At 38.1% G+C, this 16,744-nt stretch carries 15 protein-coding genes and 1 tRNA gene; 9 read left to right on the top strand and 7 right to left on the bottom strand.

Annotation, left to right across the window (positions count from 1 at the left end; translation table 11 throughout):
* From AB1422_08700 to hemA, 7 genes are all read right to left on the bottom strand, one after another.
* Positions 1 to 3,964, bottom strand: a 3,964-nt coding sequence (locus AB1422_08700; GenBank protein MEW6619396.1) for a hypothetical protein, incomplete at its 3' end; no start/stop codon positions are given.
* 64 nt (positions 3,965 to 4,028) lie between these two features.
* Positions 4,029 to 4,607 carry a hypothetical protein gene (locus AB1422_08695; GenBank protein ID MEW6619395.1) on the bottom strand — a complete coding sequence of 193 codons (579 nt, stop codon included), beginning with the start codon at positions 4,605 to 4,607 and terminating at the stop codon, positions 4,029 to 4,031.
* Between the two features lies 1 nt (position 4,608).
* The gene (locus AB1422_08690; protein MEW6619394.1) at positions 4,609 to 5,127 is read right to left on the bottom strand and encodes a lytic transglycosylase domain-containing protein; all 519 of its coding nucleotides are present in this window, start codon (positions 5,125 to 5,127) and stop codon (positions 4,609 to 4,611) included.
* Between the two features lie 148 nt (positions 5,128 to 5,275).
* Positions 5,276 to 5,653, bottom strand: coding sequence for a GxxExxY protein (locus AB1422_08685; protein MEW6619393.1), 378 nt, complete (start codon positions 5,651 to 5,653; stop codon positions 5,276 to 5,278).
* Between the two features lie 721 nt (positions 5,654 to 6,374).
* The gene (hisF, locus tag AB1422_08680) at positions 6,375 to 7,190 is read right to left on the bottom strand and encodes an imidazole glycerol phosphate synthase subunit HisF (GenBank protein ID MEW6619392.1); all 816 of its coding nucleotides are present in this window, start codon (positions 7,188 to 7,190) and stop codon (positions 6,375 to 6,377) included.
* Between the two features lie 71 nt (positions 7,191 to 7,261).
* Positions 7,262 to 9,088, bottom strand: coding sequence for a glutamine--fructose-6-phosphate transaminase (isomerizing) (gene glmS / locus AB1422_08675; GenBank protein ID MEW6619391.1), 1,827 nt, complete (start codon positions 9,086 to 9,088; stop codon positions 7,262 to 7,264).
* Positions 9,089 to 9,212: 124 nt separating this feature from the next.
* Entirely contained in the window at positions 9,213 to 10,469 is a 1,257-nt protein-coding gene (gene hemA / locus AB1422_08670; protein MEW6619390.1) for a glutamyl-tRNA reductase, read from the bottom strand.
* A 123-nt stretch (positions 10,470 to 10,592) separates the two neighbouring features.
* Between hemA and AB1422_08665 the strand changes: the two genes are divergently transcribed.
* From AB1422_08665 to prmC, 9 genes are all read left to right on the top strand, one after another.
* A tRNA-Leu gene (locus AB1422_08665) sits at positions 10,593 to 10,679 on the top strand.
* Positions 10,680 to 11,097: 418 nt separating this feature from the next.
* Positions 11,098 to 11,448 (top strand): hypothetical protein, encoded by a 351-nt coding sequence (locus tag AB1422_08660; GenBank protein MEW6619389.1) that lies wholly within the window; start codon positions 11,098 to 11,100, stop codon positions 11,446 to 11,448.
* A gap of 10 nt (positions 11,449 to 11,458) precedes the next feature.
* Positions 11,459 to 12,484 (top strand): lipopolysaccharide heptosyltransferase II, encoded by a 1,026-nt coding sequence (gene waaF / locus AB1422_08655; GenBank protein ID MEW6619388.1) that lies wholly within the window; start codon positions 11,459 to 11,461, stop codon positions 12,482 to 12,484.
* A gap of 260 nt (positions 12,485 to 12,744) precedes the next feature.
* A complete protein-coding gene (rpmE, locus tag AB1422_08650; GenBank protein MEW6619387.1) occupies positions 12,745 to 12,960 on the top strand; it encodes a 50S ribosomal protein L31 in 216 nt (71 codons plus the stop codon).
* A complete protein-coding gene (gene thyX / locus AB1422_08645) occupies positions 12,961 to 13,674 on the top strand; it encodes an FAD-dependent thymidylate synthase (protein MEW6619386.1) in 714 nt (237 codons plus the stop codon).
* A complete protein-coding gene (locus tag AB1422_08640) occupies positions 13,671 to 14,000 on the top strand; it encodes a DUF433 domain-containing protein (GenBank protein ID MEW6619385.1) in 330 nt (109 codons plus the stop codon). The genes thyX and AB1422_08640 overlap by 4 nt, the downstream gene beginning before the upstream one ends.
* A gap of 6 nt (positions 14,001 to 14,006) precedes the next feature.
* Complete coding sequence (locus AB1422_08635) at positions 14,007 to 14,345, top strand: DUF5615 family PIN-like protein (protein ID MEW6619384.1); 339 nt, start codon at positions 14,007 to 14,009, stop codon at positions 14,343 to 14,345.
* Positions 14,346 to 14,369: 24 nt separating this feature from the next.
* Positions 14,370 to 15,431 (top strand): peptide chain release factor 1, encoded by a 1,062-nt coding sequence (gene prfA, locus AB1422_08630; GenBank protein ID MEW6619383.1) that lies wholly within the window; start codon positions 14,370 to 14,372, stop codon positions 15,429 to 15,431.
* An 80-nt stretch (positions 15,432 to 15,511) separates the two neighbouring features.
* Positions 15,512 to 16,393, top strand: a complete 882-nt coding sequence (gene prmC, locus AB1422_08625; GenBank protein MEW6619382.1) for a peptide chain release factor N(5)-glutamine methyltransferase — start codon at positions 15,512 to 15,514, stop codon at positions 16,391 to 16,393.
* Positions 16,394 to 16,744 lie beyond the last annotated feature (351 nt).

Genomic DNA, 16,744 nt, shown 5'->3' with positions numbered 1-16,744 from the left:
GTTGTTCTTGCTTTGTTTCCATCTCTATCTTCTCTTCTTTTATCGTCGTGCCGTCTCTTAATTCAGGCTCTTTGACCTTAACCTCTGCTGGCATATTATGTTTTGGTTGTTCTTGCTTTGTTTCCATTTCTATCTTCTCTTCTTTTATCGTCGTGCCGTCTCTTAATTCAGGCTCTTTGACCTTAACCTCTGCTGGCATATTATGTTTTGGTTGTTCTTGCTTTGTTTCCATCTCTATCTTCTCTTCTTTTATCGTCGTGCCGTCTCTTAATTCAGGCTCTTTGACCTTAACCTCTGCTGGCATATTATGTTTTGGTTGTTCTTGCTTTATTTCCATCTCTATCTTCTCATCTTTTATCGTCGTGCCGTCTCTTAATTCAGGCTCTTTGACCTTAACCTCTGGTGATATATTATGTTTTGGTTGTTCCATCTTTGGCATCATCTCTATCTTCTCTTCCCTTATCGATATCTCTGTTGATACACTAAAGTTCTCTTTTTTATCTAATTTTACATTTTCTGGAATTTCTACTTTTACAGATTCTATTGTAATCGGTAATTGGTAATTGGTAATTGGTAATTGGTCACTAACTCCTGATTTAGCAGTAACTTCCTGCCCCTTTATCTCACTACCTTTAACCTCAACCTTAACCTCGCCTCCCTTTATCACTCGCTCATTGACATCCGGCTTAGTTATTATTACTTTCGGATTGGGGCTCGGGGCTCGGGACTCGGGACTCGGGACTCGGGACTCGGGACTCGGGATTCCATTGACATCCAGATTAGTTATTACTACTTTCGGATTAGCAGTAACAGGTAATTCCTGGTCGGTTATCGGTAATTGGTAATTGGTAATTGGTAATTGGTCACTAACTCCTGATTTAGCAATAACTTCCTGACCTTTTATCTCACTACCTTTAACCTCAACCTTAACCTCGCCTCCCTTTATCACTCGCTCATTTATATCCGGCTTAGTTATTATTACTTTTGGCTCGGGACTCGGGACTCGGGACTCGGAGGTCGGGACTCGGGACTCGGGACTCGGGACTCGGGGCTCGGGACTCGGAACTCCATGGACATCCGGCTTAGTTATTACTGCTTTTGGAGTGGCAGTAACGGGTAACTGCTGGTCGGTTATCGGTAATTGGTAATTGGTAATTGGTAATTGGTCACTAACTCCTGATTTAGCAATAACTTCCTGACCTTTTATCTCACTACCTTTAACCTCAACCTTAACCTCGCCTCCCTTTATCACTCGCTCATTGACATCCGGCTTAGTTATTATTACTTTTGGCTCGGGACTCGGGACTCGGGACTCGGGGGTCGGGACTCGGGACTCGGGACTCGGGACTCGGGACTCGGGACTCGGGATTCCATTGACATCCAGATTAGTTATTACTACTTTCGGATTAGCAGTAACAGGTAATTCCTGGTCGGTTATCGGTAATTGGTAATTGGTAATTGGTAATTGGTCACTAACTCCTGATTTAGCAATAACTTCCTGACCTTTTATCTCACTACCTTTAACCTCAACCTTAACCTCGCCTCCCTTTATCACTCGCTCATTTATATCCGGCTTAGTTATTACTACTTTTGGATTGGCGGTAACAGACAATTCCTGGTCGGTTATCGGTAATTGGTAATTGGTAATTGGTAATTGGTCACTAACTCCTGATTTGGCAGTAACTTCCTGCCCCTTTATCTCACTACCTTTAACCTCAACCTTAACCTCGCCTCCCTTTATCACTCGCTCATTTATATCCGGCTTAGTTATTAGTACTTTTGGATTGGGGCTCGGGGCTCGGGACTCGGGGCTCGGGACTCGGGACTCGGGACTCGGGATTCCATTGACATCCGGCTTAGTTATTACTACTTTCGGATTAGCGGTAATGGGTAATTCCTGGTCGGTCATCGGTAATTGGTAATTGGTAATTGGTAATTGGTCACTAACTCCTGATTTGGCAATAACTTCCTGACCCTTTATCTCACTACCTTTAACCTCAACCTTAACCTCGCCTCCCTTTATCACTCGCTCATTGATATCCGGCTTAGTTATTATTACTTTTGGCTCGGGACTCGGGACTCGAGGCTCGGGGCTCGGGGCTCGGGACTCGGGGTTCGGGACTCCATTGACATCCGGCTTAGTTATTACTACTTTCGGATTAGCGGTAACAGGTAATTCCTGGTCGGTTATCGGTAATTGGTAATTGGTAATTGGTAATTGGTCACTAACTCCTGATTTGGTAGTAACTTCCTGACCTTTTATCTCACTACCTTTAACCTCAACCTTAACCTCGCCTCCCTTTATCACTCGCTCATTGATATCCGGCTTAGTTATTACTACTTTCGGATTAGCGGTAATGGGTAATTCCTGGTCGGTAATTGGTAATTGGTAATTGGTAATTGGTAATTGGTCACTAACTCCTGATTTGGCAGTAACTTCCTGACCTTTTATCTCACTACCTTTAACCTCAACCTTAACCTCGCCTCCCTTTATCACTCGCTCATTTATATCCGGCTTAGTTATTATTACTTTTGGATTGGGGCTCGGGGCTCGGGACTCGGGGCTCGGGACTCGGGACTCGGGACTCGGGATTCCATTGACATCCGGCTTAGTTATTACTACTTTCGGATTAGCGGTAATGGGTAATTCCTGGTCGGTTATCGGTAATTGGTAATTGGTAATTGGTAATTGGTCACTAACTCCTGATTTGGCAGTAACTTCCTGACCCTTTATCTCACTACCTTTAACCTCAACCTTGACCTCGCCTCCCTTTATCACTCGTTCATTGACATCCGGCTTAGTTATTACTACTTTCGGATTGGGGCTCGGGACTCGGGACTCGGGGCTCGGGGCTCGGGACTCGGGACTCGGGATCCCATTAACATCAGGTTTAGTTATTACTACTTTCGGATTGGCGGTAACAGGCAATTCCTGGTCGGTTATCGGTAATTGGTAATTGGTAATTGGTAATTGGTCACTAACTCCTGATTTGACAGTAACTTCCTGACCTTTTATCTCACAATTGGTAATTGGTAATTGGTAACTGGTAATTGGTAATCCCTGGTTGGCAGTAGCTTCCTGACCCTTTATCTCACTACCTTTAACCTCAACCTTGACCTCGCCTCCCTTTATCACTCGTTCATTGACATCCGGCTTAGTTATTACTACTTTCGGATTAGCGGTAACAGGTAATTCCTGGTCGGTTATCGGTAATTGGTAATTGGTAATTGGTAATTGGTCACTAACTCCTGATTTGGCAATAACTTCCTGACCCTTTATCTCACTACCTTTAACCTCAACCTTAACCTCGCCTCCCTTTATCACTCGCTCATTGACATCCGGCTTAGTTATTATTACTTTTGGATTGGGGCTCGGGGCTCGGGGCTCGGGACTCGGGACTCCATGGACATCCGGCTTAGTTATTACTACTTTCGGATTAGCGGTAATGGGTAATTCCTGGTCGGTAATCGGTAATCGGTCGCTACCTCTTAACTCAGCACTAACACTTTTCTCTTTTACCTCGCTACTTTTATCTTTAATCTCTCTTTCTTTTATCAGCGGATTTTTTTCAATTGTTCTTAAATTAACATCCGGGGTAGCAAATACTGGTTTTGGATGTCCAAATAAAGGATTAGGATGGTCAATTACTTCAGTAATTATAAGTTGCGGAACATCTTTTTTTAATCCAAGAAATTTCTCAACTACTTTCTGAGGGAGTTTTTCCATTGAAGTAATATAGATTTTAGATGATGGCACATCGCCGGGCATATTTTTAAATAAATCTGGTAATGCAGGAGTTTTAAAAGAAGACAGGTTGTTTAGAGAGATTCTTCTATCTTCTTTCATCGCCGATTGAACAAGATGAGATAGAAAAGAGCCTTTATTTATAATTAAATTCTCTTCATTTTGAATATCAAGAAACTTATTAAATTGCAAACCTGCTTTTGAAAATAATACTTTCACTTTTTCACCCTTTTCGTTAGTGATTGGTTAAACAATTACCGCTCACCTATTACCAGTTACCAATTTATCTACTCATTTTCCTGGATATTTCACTGGCTCGTTTTGGGTCCATTTTCATCATGACAATAGCTACCTGAGATTTTTTCATTCTTTTGAATATCTCTACGACTATCTGGTCATCCATTTCAGCGAGAATCTTTGCGGCGGCATCTGGTTTCATTCCTTCATAATAGGTAACTAATTTCTCCCATTTTGCCTCCTGGTCATCATACATTCTTTGTTTTTCTTCCATTGCTTGTTTTTTACGGTGTAATTCTTCCTCTGCCAAAAGAAGTTCTTCTGCACGGCTTTTCAACTTTTTATCTTTTTGGGCTAATTTTTCCTCCTTCTCTTCTAACTCAAGTAGTTTAAGGTCAATTGACTCTTTTAATTTCCGTAATTCCTCTTTTTGGACATCCTCATAAGTAATTTTAGGTGGTGTAAAAAACATACCTATTCCAGGAACTTTAGCGAGTATTTTCTCTTTATCAAATATTCCTAAGACATCAAAAAGATAGACACTCCCAGCTAATAGCCCAATCAATATACATAAAAGTAAGAATACCATTGGTAAATTCCCTTTTCCTGTTTGGTTTTTTAACATCTTATTTAGTCTCCTTATAAAAATTTAATACCTTTTCCACATAATTTTTAGTCTCATCAATTTGGGGGATATTATTAGTTTTTTTAACTATTTCAGGTCCTGCGTTATAAGCGGCTAAGGCTAAAGGTAGATTCTGATTAAATTCATCCAATAGCGTTTTAAAATATTTGATTCCCCCTTCGATATTTTCATCCGGGGCAAAGATATTAGTTATCCCTAATGCCTTAGCAGTTTCAGGCATTAACTGCATCAATCCTGATGCCCCGGCTTTAGAGACGGCGTTAGGATTAAAATTTGATTCTGCCTTGATAATAGAATTGATTAATTTAGGGTCTATTCCATATTTTTCACTATAAGTATCAATCAATTCAGAAAAAGGGGCACTTTTTGTCTCTTCAATCGCCTCATCTAATGTTTGTTGAAAAGAAGGACTACCATCACCACTGACTCCAGCGATTTCTGTAAATTTTTTGCTTATTTGTTGTATTCTATTTAAAACATTTGCTACACCATCTAACATTTATTTTCTACCTCCTGTTTTTTCTCATAGCACCCTTTGCGTCTCTATCGTCTTGCCATCCGATAAAACATAAATGTAAATCCTGGATAACAGGTAAGCGTTCAGGGTGTAATGAAGGGAAAATGGAAAAGTTGGGGAAAAGGGAAAATTATTTATTTATTTCCACTCTCCGTATATCCAGTTTAAAATCAGCAAAGTTGATCAACAAACCCATCTTTTTATCTACTGCTTTCAGATAGGATCTTACCTGTGCATAATACTTGTTATGAATTTCTTCAACTGTCTTAATTTCCAAAATAATCTCATTCTCTATTAAGAAATCTAACTTATGTATTCCAACAAATCTATTATGATAATATATTGGTATCTCCTTCTGAGATTCAAAGTTTAGTTTTTCATCTTTAAATTTGCTCTCTAAGCTTTTGTGATAAACAGTTTCAATAAATCCCGGACCTAACTCTTTATGTACATCTATACAATAACCTATGATTTTATTGATTAGTATTTCTCTTTCTTCCTTTTCCATTTTTCCTCTATTTCCCCTTTTCCCTTATTTACACCTGAACGGCTACAAAAAACTTCGACCTGTATGATTAGACTAACTTTACACATCTCTTTAAAAACCACTAAGGACACAATTATAAAATAAATTTTTCAATTTCATCCACGGAGCCTGTCTCTTGATGGAAATTTCGCTGTTAATCCTTTACCTACGAACAGTTTTTCTCCCTGCCCTTCGTGGTTTATTCTAACCATACAGGTCGCATTTTTTTATTTCCCCCCTCGTTTTTTTGGTAACTGGTAACTATTTAGCCACTTACCATTCTTGAACTCCTGAGCCTGTCAGGAGCAGACCTTTATCAGGAACAGATTTAACTAACTACCTGTTCACCTAATAAAAATAAGGCAATCCTCTACAGATAGATTTTATCTCCTGGATTGCCTGAATATTTCCTTGATTAGTTGGAATAAACATTTTTTGGACCTCTCCATCATTAATTTTCATATTTTAATTATAACATAAAACAGATAATTTGTCAAGTAATTTAAGAGTGTTTTTTTAGGTCGGGTGTATGTAAAATTTGTGGGTAAAGTGTAAAAATGGAATGCGGAGCTAAACCAGTATAAGATAGTCAGGTAAGGACTTATATTTTTTCCCTTAATATTCTACCACTTTTTTTCTCAATTATTCATTTTCATCTAAGACAGAACAAAAACAGTAATGGGTCAGTTATTTGAACCATTAGTTAAATTCTTACCACGACTCCTTTAGAATTGAGGTATTGTTTAACCTGAGGGATAGGTAACTCACGGTAGTGAAAGAGGGAAGCGGCTAAGGCGGCATCTGCTCCACCTAAGGTTAATACTTCAAAGAAATGCTCTAATTTACCAGCCCCGCCTGAGGCAATGATTGGGATATTAACTAAATCTGAGATAGCCTTTGTCAACTCAAGGTCATAGCCATTTTTAGTGCCATCTTTATCCATACTGGTCAATAAAATTTCGCCGGCGCCCAATTCTTCTACTTTTTTTGCCCATTGCAGGGCGTCAATATTTGTCTGGGTTCGTCCACCATTAATATATACCTTCCAGCATTCTTGAGCCTGATAGCCAACAATAAGGTCGCCCATACCTTCGGTTTTAAATCCTGATTCGGTGCGATGTTTTTTAGCATCAATAGCGACAATGATACACTGACTACCAAAACGCTCGGCGGCTTCTTTGACAAAGGCGGGTCTATTCACCGCGGCTGTATTCATCGATACCCTATCCGCACCTGCCCTCAATAGAGCCTCAATATCATCAAGAGTCCTTATTCCACCACCGACGGTAAGTGGCATAAAGGCGACTTCTGCTGTCCTTTGAACAACATCAATCATAATATTTCTATCTTCATAAGAGGCAGTAATATCTAAAAAAACTAATTCATCTGCCCCTTCCTGGTCATACAACGCTGCCGCTTCCACCGGGTCGCCAGCATCACGGATATTAACAAAATTTACACCTTTAACTACCCGACCTTTATCTACATCAAGGCAGGGAATAATTCTTTTGGCTAACATATTACCTCCTGCAAGATTTTACCGTAGATTATCGCTGATATTTTTTCTCTAATTTTAGTCATCATCCTGTTCTACTCGACAGTGACGCTTTTAGCCAGATTTCTTGGCTGGTCAACATCACAACCACGATGATGAGCGATGTGATAGGCTAATAATTGTAATGGAATAACGGCTAAGATAGGACTAAGAAGAGGTGTAGTTTTTGGGATATGAATGGTATGGGCTACCTTTTTGGTTATTTTATTATCACCAGCCGTGGCTACGGCAATAATAATTCCTCCTCTTGCCTTTGCCTCTTCAATATTACTCATAATTTTCTCATAAAGCTGTCCTTGTGTCGCAATAGTCACCACTGGCATATTTTCATCAATTAAGGCGATTGGACCATGTTTCATCTCACCTGCCGGATAACCTTCGGCATGGATATAGGATATTTCTTTTAATTTCAGTGCCCCTTCTAAGGCAATTGGGTAATTAATTCCTCGACCTAAATAAAGAAAATTTTCATAAGTATGAAATTTGTGGCTTATGTCTTCAATCTTTCCTGCCTCATTTAAGATATTTTCTACTTCCATTGGTATAAGTCGAAGTTGGTCCAGTAATTCTTTAGTTTTTCTTAAATCAATAACTTTGCGTTGACGACCAAGATAAACTGCTAATAAATAAAGTGCAGTTAATTGTGAAGTAAATGCCTTAGTGGAAGCTACACCTATTTCTATTCCGGCACGGGTATAAACAACGCCATTTTTAGACTCACGGGTAAGCGAGGAGCCAATAACATTACAAACAGAGATAATTTTTGCCCCTTTATTTTTCCCTTCTTTAACTGCGGCTAATGTATCTGCGGTCTCACCTGATTGAGAGATAGCAATAAGCAAGGTATTTTTAGATAAAATTGGGTTTTTATATCTAAATTCAGAACCTATATCCACCTCGGTTGGGATTTGGGTTAATTCTTCTAACATAAATTTACTAACTACGCCGGCATAGTAAGCTGTGCCACAGGCAACAATAACTATTTTATCAATATTCGATATTTCCTCTTGACTTAAATTCAACTCGTCTAAATAAACCTCGTCTTCTATTATTCGACCTCGAATGGTATCTTCAATCGCTCGGGGTTGTTCATAGATTTCTTTTAACATAAAATGTCGATAGCCACCTTTTTCAGCCATAATGGGGTCCCAATCTACATAAGTCATTGTTTTTTTAACTGGTTTGCCTTTTATTGTCGTAATTTTTACTCCATTTTGACTCAGGACAGCCATTTCTTCATCATCTAAAAATATAACCTGCCGAGTGTATGGTAAAATAGCCGGTATATCCGAGGCGATAAAAAACTCTCCATCTCCTAAACCTATGACCAATGGACTGGCCAATCTTGCCGCAACGATGCGGTCAGGTTGGTTACAACTAATTACCCCCAGGGCATAAGCACCTTCTACTTTACTTAGTGCTATTTTGACTGCTGAACTCAGGTCATCTTTTAAATATTCTTCAATCAAATGGGCAATTACCTCAGTATCGGTTTGTGACCTGAACTGATGGCCATTGAGAATTAATTTCTCTTTTAAGTGGGTGTAATTTTCAATAATTCCGTTATGAACTACAATTAGTTGCTCTTTGCAATCGCGATGTGGGTGGGCATTTTCTTCTGAAGGTCTGCCATGAGTTGCCCAGCGGGTATGGGCAAGTCCTAAATTGCCAGAAAGAGGTTCATTACGGATAATCTCCTCTAAGTTTAATATCTTTCCCACACTGCGTCTTAACTCAATATGGGAATTGCTCATAACCGCAACCCCCGCTGAATCATAACCTCGATATTCTAATCTTTTTAAACCATCAATTAGTATTGGCGTTGCATCTTTCGGACCAACATAACCTACAATTCCACACATTATATCCCTCCATTCTCATAAGATTTGTATGATTATCACTATACCATATCACTTTAGATATTGTCAATGATTTTTTCGTTGTTGCAGTAATTTGATTATGGAGAACTCCACGATTTGTATCTGTTTAGCGTCCGTCGTTATTGAGATTAAATAAATCGGTTAATATCTTTCCATAAGTTGGGTCATCGGATGAGGCATATTTCTTCAAGGCAATAATTGGTTCTTTTAAGAATCTTTCAGTAAGTTTAGCGGTAATTAATTTTAGTCTTTCTTTTTCCTTTTGGGTAAGATTTTTTTCCTTGAGAAAAGTCTTATTTAATTCCTCCTCTCGAATAGATTCCATTTTTTGTTGTAATGATGAAATAATCGGAGAAAGTTGTCTAAAATTAAGCCAATGACAGAATTTCTCGGTTTCTTTTTCAATAATCATTTGACATTTTTTTATCTCTTTTTGTCTTGATTTAATGTTAGATTGGACGACTGTCTGTAAATCATCAATATTATAAAGGTATATTCCATCAAAAGAGCCGATTCCCGGGTCAATATCCCGTGGCACAGCAATATCGATAAAGAATATGGGTTTATGTTTGCGTAAGGACATAAGGTTTTTTATATCCTCTTTTTTGATAATGAGATGTGGGGCGGATGTTGAACTAATGACAATATCCATCTCAGGTAAAGTTTGAATAAGGTCATCAAATTTAATTGCCTGACCTGAGAATTTATCCGCAATTTCTTTTGCCTTTTCGTAGGTACGATTAGTGGCTAAAATTGTGCTGACTTTATTTGCAAATAGGTGCTTTGCAGTATCTTCACTTATTTTGCCTGCACCAATAATTAAGACCCGCTTACCGTCTAATTTACCAAATATCTTTTTAGCTAATTCTATGGCGGCAAAACTTACCGAAACAGCTCCTTTACCAATCGCGGTCTGATTTCTTACCTGTTTTCCAACTAATATTGCCTTCTGGAATAAATTATCCAGATAAGTATCGGTAACATTAATTTTAAACGCCTGTTCATAAGATTCCTTAACCTGTCCTAAAATTTGCGGCTCACCAATAATCATCGAATCTAAACTTGCGGCGACATCGAATAAATGCCTTATTGCTTCTTTGTCTTGATGAACATAGAGATAATTTTCCAAATTCGCCTGATAGTATTGATGTAAGAAATTTATTATCTTTATCTTTGCCTCTTTTACATAAGTCGTAGCCGCATATACTTCTATCCGATTGCAGGTAGATAAAATCACCCTTTCTTTGATAGATTGATTGAGTGATTTTAATGCTTCTATAAGTTTTGTTTGCGGGATAGCGAGTTTTTCACGCAATTCGATGGGCATAGTTTTATGATTTGCGCCAACAACGATAATCTCCATTTCTACTTCATTATACAGTATAGTTTTAAATATTGCAAGTAAATTTATAATTAGAATTGCTGTCCATTCAAAAAGAGGATTGACAAAAATCGCCTGGTATGGTATTATTAAAATATAGTAAAAGCGAGAGTGGCGGAAACTGGCAGACGCGCTGGACTTAGGATCCAGTGGGGATTCCCCTTGCGGGTTCAACTCCCGCCTCTCGCACCAGGTCTTCAGGGTAAACGAAAGAACTTTGTAACCTTTGTGTTCTTTGAAGAAAGGAAGTTTCACGCCAAGCACGCAAAGAACGCAAAGGGGAATAAAGGAAAAATTTACCTTTGCGTCCTTTGCGTGAAAAAACTATTTTCAGGAGAACCGGACATGAACCTACGGCTCACAAAGGAAGATGAAAATAGTGATAGGAGATAGAAGGTAGGAAGTAAGGAGATAGGCGTGAGGAGTGATGTTTTCTTTACTTTCTACTTTCTACTCTCTACTTCCTATTTTCAGGAGAATCTTTATGCTATGTAGCATATAATATATAGGGCTTCACGAAACTATAAAGTAAGTAAGCGGTTAAATGGTAACTGGTAACTAATTACCATTCACCAGTTACCAATTACCAAAATGAAGGAGGGATAAAAAAATGATTTTATCAGAGGAAAAAAAACAAGAGATTATAGAAGAGGAGTCTTTAAAGAGAAGTGTTCGGGACCCCGGGGTAGCGGCTGTTCTTTCTTTTTGCTTTAATGGACTTGGACAGGTGTATAACGGGCAGATTAGAAAAGGGATTAACATTATGGCAAGCTCAGTTTTGTTGATGATTTGTGTCGTAATTACGACGATTTATCTTGTCTACATCTTCTGGCTAAATCCACACCAGATAGTCCAGTTAATTCTCTGGCTTATACTTTTAGCCTTGAGTATTACTGCGGTTGCTATTCTTGGAATTTACAGCATCTATGATGCCTATAATGGTGCTAAGATAAAAAAGTAGAGAACAGAAAGTGGAAAATTATAGAAAAATATTAATCATTCGCCTTAGTTCCATAGGTGATATTCTCTTAAGTTCTCCTTTAATTAGACTCATCAGGAAAAGATTCCCTGATGCAGAAATTGATATGGTTATCTGTGCAGAATTTGAGGAATTGGTTTCTGCCAATCCTAATATAAACCAGGTTATTTTGTTTGACCGTAAAACAGGGATAAGAGGACTTTTGAGATTATGTAAAAAGATAAAGGAAAAACAATATGATTTAATCGTTGATATTCACAAGAAACTACGCAGTCTCGTGATTTGCCTGACAAGTGGTGCAAAACAAAAGGTATCTTACAATAAACATTCCTTTCTTCGCTTCTTATTAGTTAAGTTTAAAATAAATCGCTATTCAAACACACCTTATATGGCTAATCTTTATTTAAAATCTATTGAGAGGTTTGGTGTTGAAGATGAAGGACAGGGATTAGAATTTTATATAACTCCTTCAAAAGAAGCAGTTATATTAGAATTACTCAGGAGTGAGGGAATAAGCAAAGAAGATATTTTAATTGGTATAGCGCCAGGTGCATATTGGGCAACCAAAAAATGGCCCAAAGAACGATATATTGAATTAGCTAATTGGCTTATCCAGAACAAGAAATCAAAAATAGTCATCTTTGGTGGTAAGGATGAGGTAGAATTAAGTCAGGAGATAAAATTGGCATTATTTAATAAACCTATTGTTGCCGCCGGCAGACTTTCTCTTATGGAGACAGCCGCTTTACTTAAAAGATGCAAAGTGCTTATCACTAATGATACCGGGATAATGCACATCAGTGTCGCCGTGAAAACACCAGTCGTAGCAATATTTGGGCCTACGGTTAAAGAATTTGGCTATTATCCGTATCGAGGGGCTAACCGAGTCATTTCTAAAGACTTACCCTGTAGACCCTGTTCCACGAAAGGTAGTTCTAAATGTCCAATAAAAACCTTTGACTGTATGCGACTTATTTCAAGTAATGAGGTGTTGGAAGCTGTGAAAGAATTATTGTAAAACATTTCCCTTGCTAAAAGAAGAATGATGTGGTATAATTTTTATAAAATATTCAACTTTGGCAAAAAATAAGAGATGGCAGGAAAAAACTTAAAATTTAAAACTAAAAATGCAAAACTCGTTTATAGTTTATAGTGTATAGTGTATAGTCCTTCAACTATCAACTATAAACTATCTACTATCAACTATCAACGTTAAGTTTTTCAAAGAAGTTTGCAAATTTGCCAAAGTTTAGAAAATATTCCTGGAGGTGAAGAAAATTGAAAAAAGACATCCATCCTAATTATGTCGAAACGACTATTAGATGTGCTTGTGGAGCGGCTTTCCCGATTCGCTCAACCGTGCCTAATTTACGGATTGAGATTTGCTCTAACTGCCACCCTTTCTTTACGGGTAAACAGAAATTAGTAGATACTGCAGGTCGGGTAGAAAGATTCCGCAAAAAATATAAAATAGAAGAAAAAGAGGAAAAATAAGTGAAGGTAGAATTGCTTAAATATACACCCAATCCTGAAATTTTAGTCGCTATGGCGGCTAAATTATGTTATTCCGAATCGACTATTGATGATTTATGGAAGGAAATGAAGAAAAAAGAGGTGAGTGATTTTATCAATAAATTGATGGTAATGGGACATCACTCACCTTTTGAACATATAAGCTTTACCTTTGGCATAGAAGGAATTTCACGAGTAACTACCCATCAATTGGTTAGACACCGAATTGCCTCCTATTCACAACAATCTCAGCGGTATGTCAAGTATAACGAGTTAAAATATATAACCCCACATACTATTCAGAAAAACAAAGACATAGAAAGGCTATTCATAGAAGTGATGGAAACGGCAAAAAATGCCTATAAACAACTGTTAAAATCAGGAATTCCAGTTGAAGATGCTCGATATGTCTTCCCGGAGGCTTGCGAGACAAAGATAATTGTAACGATGAATGCCAGAGAATTACTTCATTTCTTTAGGTTACGGTGTTGTAACCGCGCCCAATGGGAAATTCGCAGGATGGCTTATAAGATGTTGAGTGAAGTATTAAAAGTGGCTCCTGTGTTATTTTCAGATGCTGGCCCGGGATGCTGGCGAGGTCCATGTCCAGAAAATAAAATGTCTTGTGGAAAACCACCAAAGAGAGAGGAAGTATTAGACGATATAAAACAAAGGAAAGGTGATAATAAAAAATGACTACATTGCAGGAAGCAGAGAAATTGTTATCCACTATGACACGGGCAGAAAAGGCTCAGGTGCTTCAATGGGTGGTGTGTGATATTGGTGATGCCTTTCCTGATATTGAAAGCACTCCAAATGTTTGTGGTGGAGAGGCATGTATCGTTCGCACTCGAATTCCAGTATGGGTATTGGTTCAAGCAAAGCGATTGGGTGCAACCGAATCAGATTTATTAAGGTGTTATCCAACTTTACGAGCCGAAGATTTAGCTAATGCCTGGGCATATTTTCGCTCTCATCGGGATGAAATCGAACAACAAATTCGTGAGAACGAGGAGGCTTAGAGGAAAATGGCACGATTGTATGCTAATGAGAACTTCCCTTTGCCTGTTGTTGAAGAACTCCGACAATTAGGGCACGATGTTATCACTATTTATGAAACGGGTAAAGCAGGACAATCCATACCAGATAAAGATGTATTGACTTTTGCCAGAGATGAAAACCGAATTCTCTTAACCCTAAACCGTAAACATTTTATTCGTTTGCACAATGGACAACCAAATCATGCAGGCATAATTGCGTGTAGTTTTGATATTGATTTTGTAGGTCAGGCTCGTCGAATCCACAAAGCCATTAATTCACAACACCAAATTTCTGGTCAACTCATTCGTGTAAATCGTCTTGAATGATGAGATTTAATAAAAGGATGAATTATGTTTGAAAAGTTAAAAGAGTTAGAAACCGAATATGAAAAATTAACCTCTCAGATAGAAGAAAATGTAACCAACCTCTCTTTATATCAAGAAATTATGAAAAAAAGGGCGAAAATAGAACCTTTTGTGCTTAAATTTCGAGAATATAAAACAGTAGAAGAAGAAATAGCAAAACTATCAGTAATGTTAAATGAGGCACTTGAGCCAGAATTAAAAGAGATAGCAGAAGAAGAATTGAATAACCTGCAAGTAAAAAAAGAATCCATCGCAAAAAAACTAACAGATTTATTAGCCCCTAAAGATGAGGAAGAAGAAGATAGAAATATAATTATGGAAATCCGTGCCGGCACAGGTGGAGAGGAATCCGGGTTATTTGTAGCTGATTTATTTAGAATGTATAGTAAATATATTATTTCACAGGGCTGGAAATTAGAGATATTCAATTCTCATCCTACTGGTATCGGGGGATTTAAAGAAATCATCTTTGGTGTGGAAGGCGATGAGGCATACAAAAAACTTAAATTTGAAAGTGGCACCCATCGAGTCCAACGGGTTCCGGTAACAGAAGCCAGTGGCAGAATTCATACCTCAGCCGTGACCGTCGCCGTCCTGAAAGAGCCTGAAGAAGTAGATATAGAAATTTCACCAGAAGATTTGAGAATTGATACCTTCAGGTCAAGTGGGCCTGGCGGACAACATGTCAATGTTACAGATTCTGCAGTTAGAATTACACACCTACCAACAGGTTTTGTCGTTACCTGCCAGGATGAACGCTCACAACATAAAAATAAGGCAAAAGCAATGCGTGTCTTGAGGGCTGAATTATTAGCCCAGGCAGAGGAAAAAGCAAGAAAAGAACAATCTCAAGAACGAAAATCTCAGGTTGGCTCTGGTGATAGAAGCGAAAAGATAAGAACTTATAATTACCCACAAAACCGCGTTACAGACCACCGCATTGGCTTAAGTCTGCACAGACTTGAAACTATTATGGATGGCGATTTAGACGAACTTGTCTTTGCATTAATCTCTGCTTCAAAAGAGCTGAAAACTAAAAATAAGTAACTGGTATTTTAAAATGGATAAAAAATGGGGTGGATTGCTTAAATTATTGAAATTATGAAAGAAAAATTATGACGGTGCAAATGAGAGAATTATTACTTCAAGCAACTAAATATCTCGAAGATAATAATATCCCTACCGCAAAAACTGATGCTGAAATCTTGTTGAGTAATTTAATCGGCGATGAGCGAATTAACCTTTATTTGAATGATAAAATTCCCTTAACTAAAAATAAATTAGAGCGTTATTGGAAATTACTTAAGCGAAGGGCATCTTATAAACCCATTGCCTATATCCTTTGCAAAAAAGAATTTATGAACTGGGAATTTATGGTCAATGAAAATGTTTTAATCCCAAGACCAGAAACAGAAATTTTAGTTGAAGAGATAATAAATATTGGAAAAAAACTTAAATCTCCTCCACTCATTGTGGATATTGGCACAGGCAGTGGGGTAATAGCCATTAGCCTGGCACTGTCATTGAACGCAGTGGTTTACGCCCTGGATATTTCTTCATCAGCATTAAAAATAGCCCGAACGAATGCCCATAGATTAAAGGTCAAAGATAAAATTACCTTTTTAAAAGGAGACTTGCTCAACTCTTTGAAAAAGTTTAATTTAGACCAGAAGGTAGATTTTATCATTTCTAATCCACCTTATGTTTCAACTTCAGAACTGAAATCTCTTCCGATGGATGTCCGATTTGAACCAGAAATTGCTTTAGACGGCGGAAAAGATGGCATAAACTTTTATGATAAGATAATCAACGATTCTTTAAATTATTTAAAAGAGGGTGGCTGTTTAGGATTAGAGGTTGGATATGACCAGGCGGAGATAATAAGTGATAAAATCAGACAAACTGAAAAATTTAGCGAGATAAAGACAGTTAAAGATTATGCACAGATTAAAAGGGTAATCTTGGCAGTAAAGAAAAACACCCCCTCAGCCACAGATGGACACAGATGAAACACTGAAAATTCGTAAATCGTGTCCGTTTTCCGTGTCCGTAATTAGGCTGAAGGTTTTTTCCTCCTTCTGCCCTCTGTCCTCTGCTATTTATCCGTGCTAATCCGTGTCAATCAGTGGCTGAAGAGTTACTCTATTTCTATGTCTTCTCTGTTCCTCTGCGTCTCTGCGGTAAGTTACCACCTGAACGGTTACGTGTTTTCTTCGTGCTCTTTAATCCACTAATTAGTTTATCGCATCACTCCCAGTTTACCTGTCTTTGAACTTATATCGTCACGGATGAAATAAATATAGATTCCAGAGGCAACCTTCTCACCAGCAGAATTACGGCAATCCCATTCCACTATCCCA

The organism is bacterium (genome assembly GCA_040757115.1).
GTDB lineage: Bacteria > UBA9089 > CG2-30-40-21 > CG2-30-40-21 > SBAY01 > JBFLXS01.
This window is presented reverse-complemented; position numbering and strand designations above follow the sequence as displayed.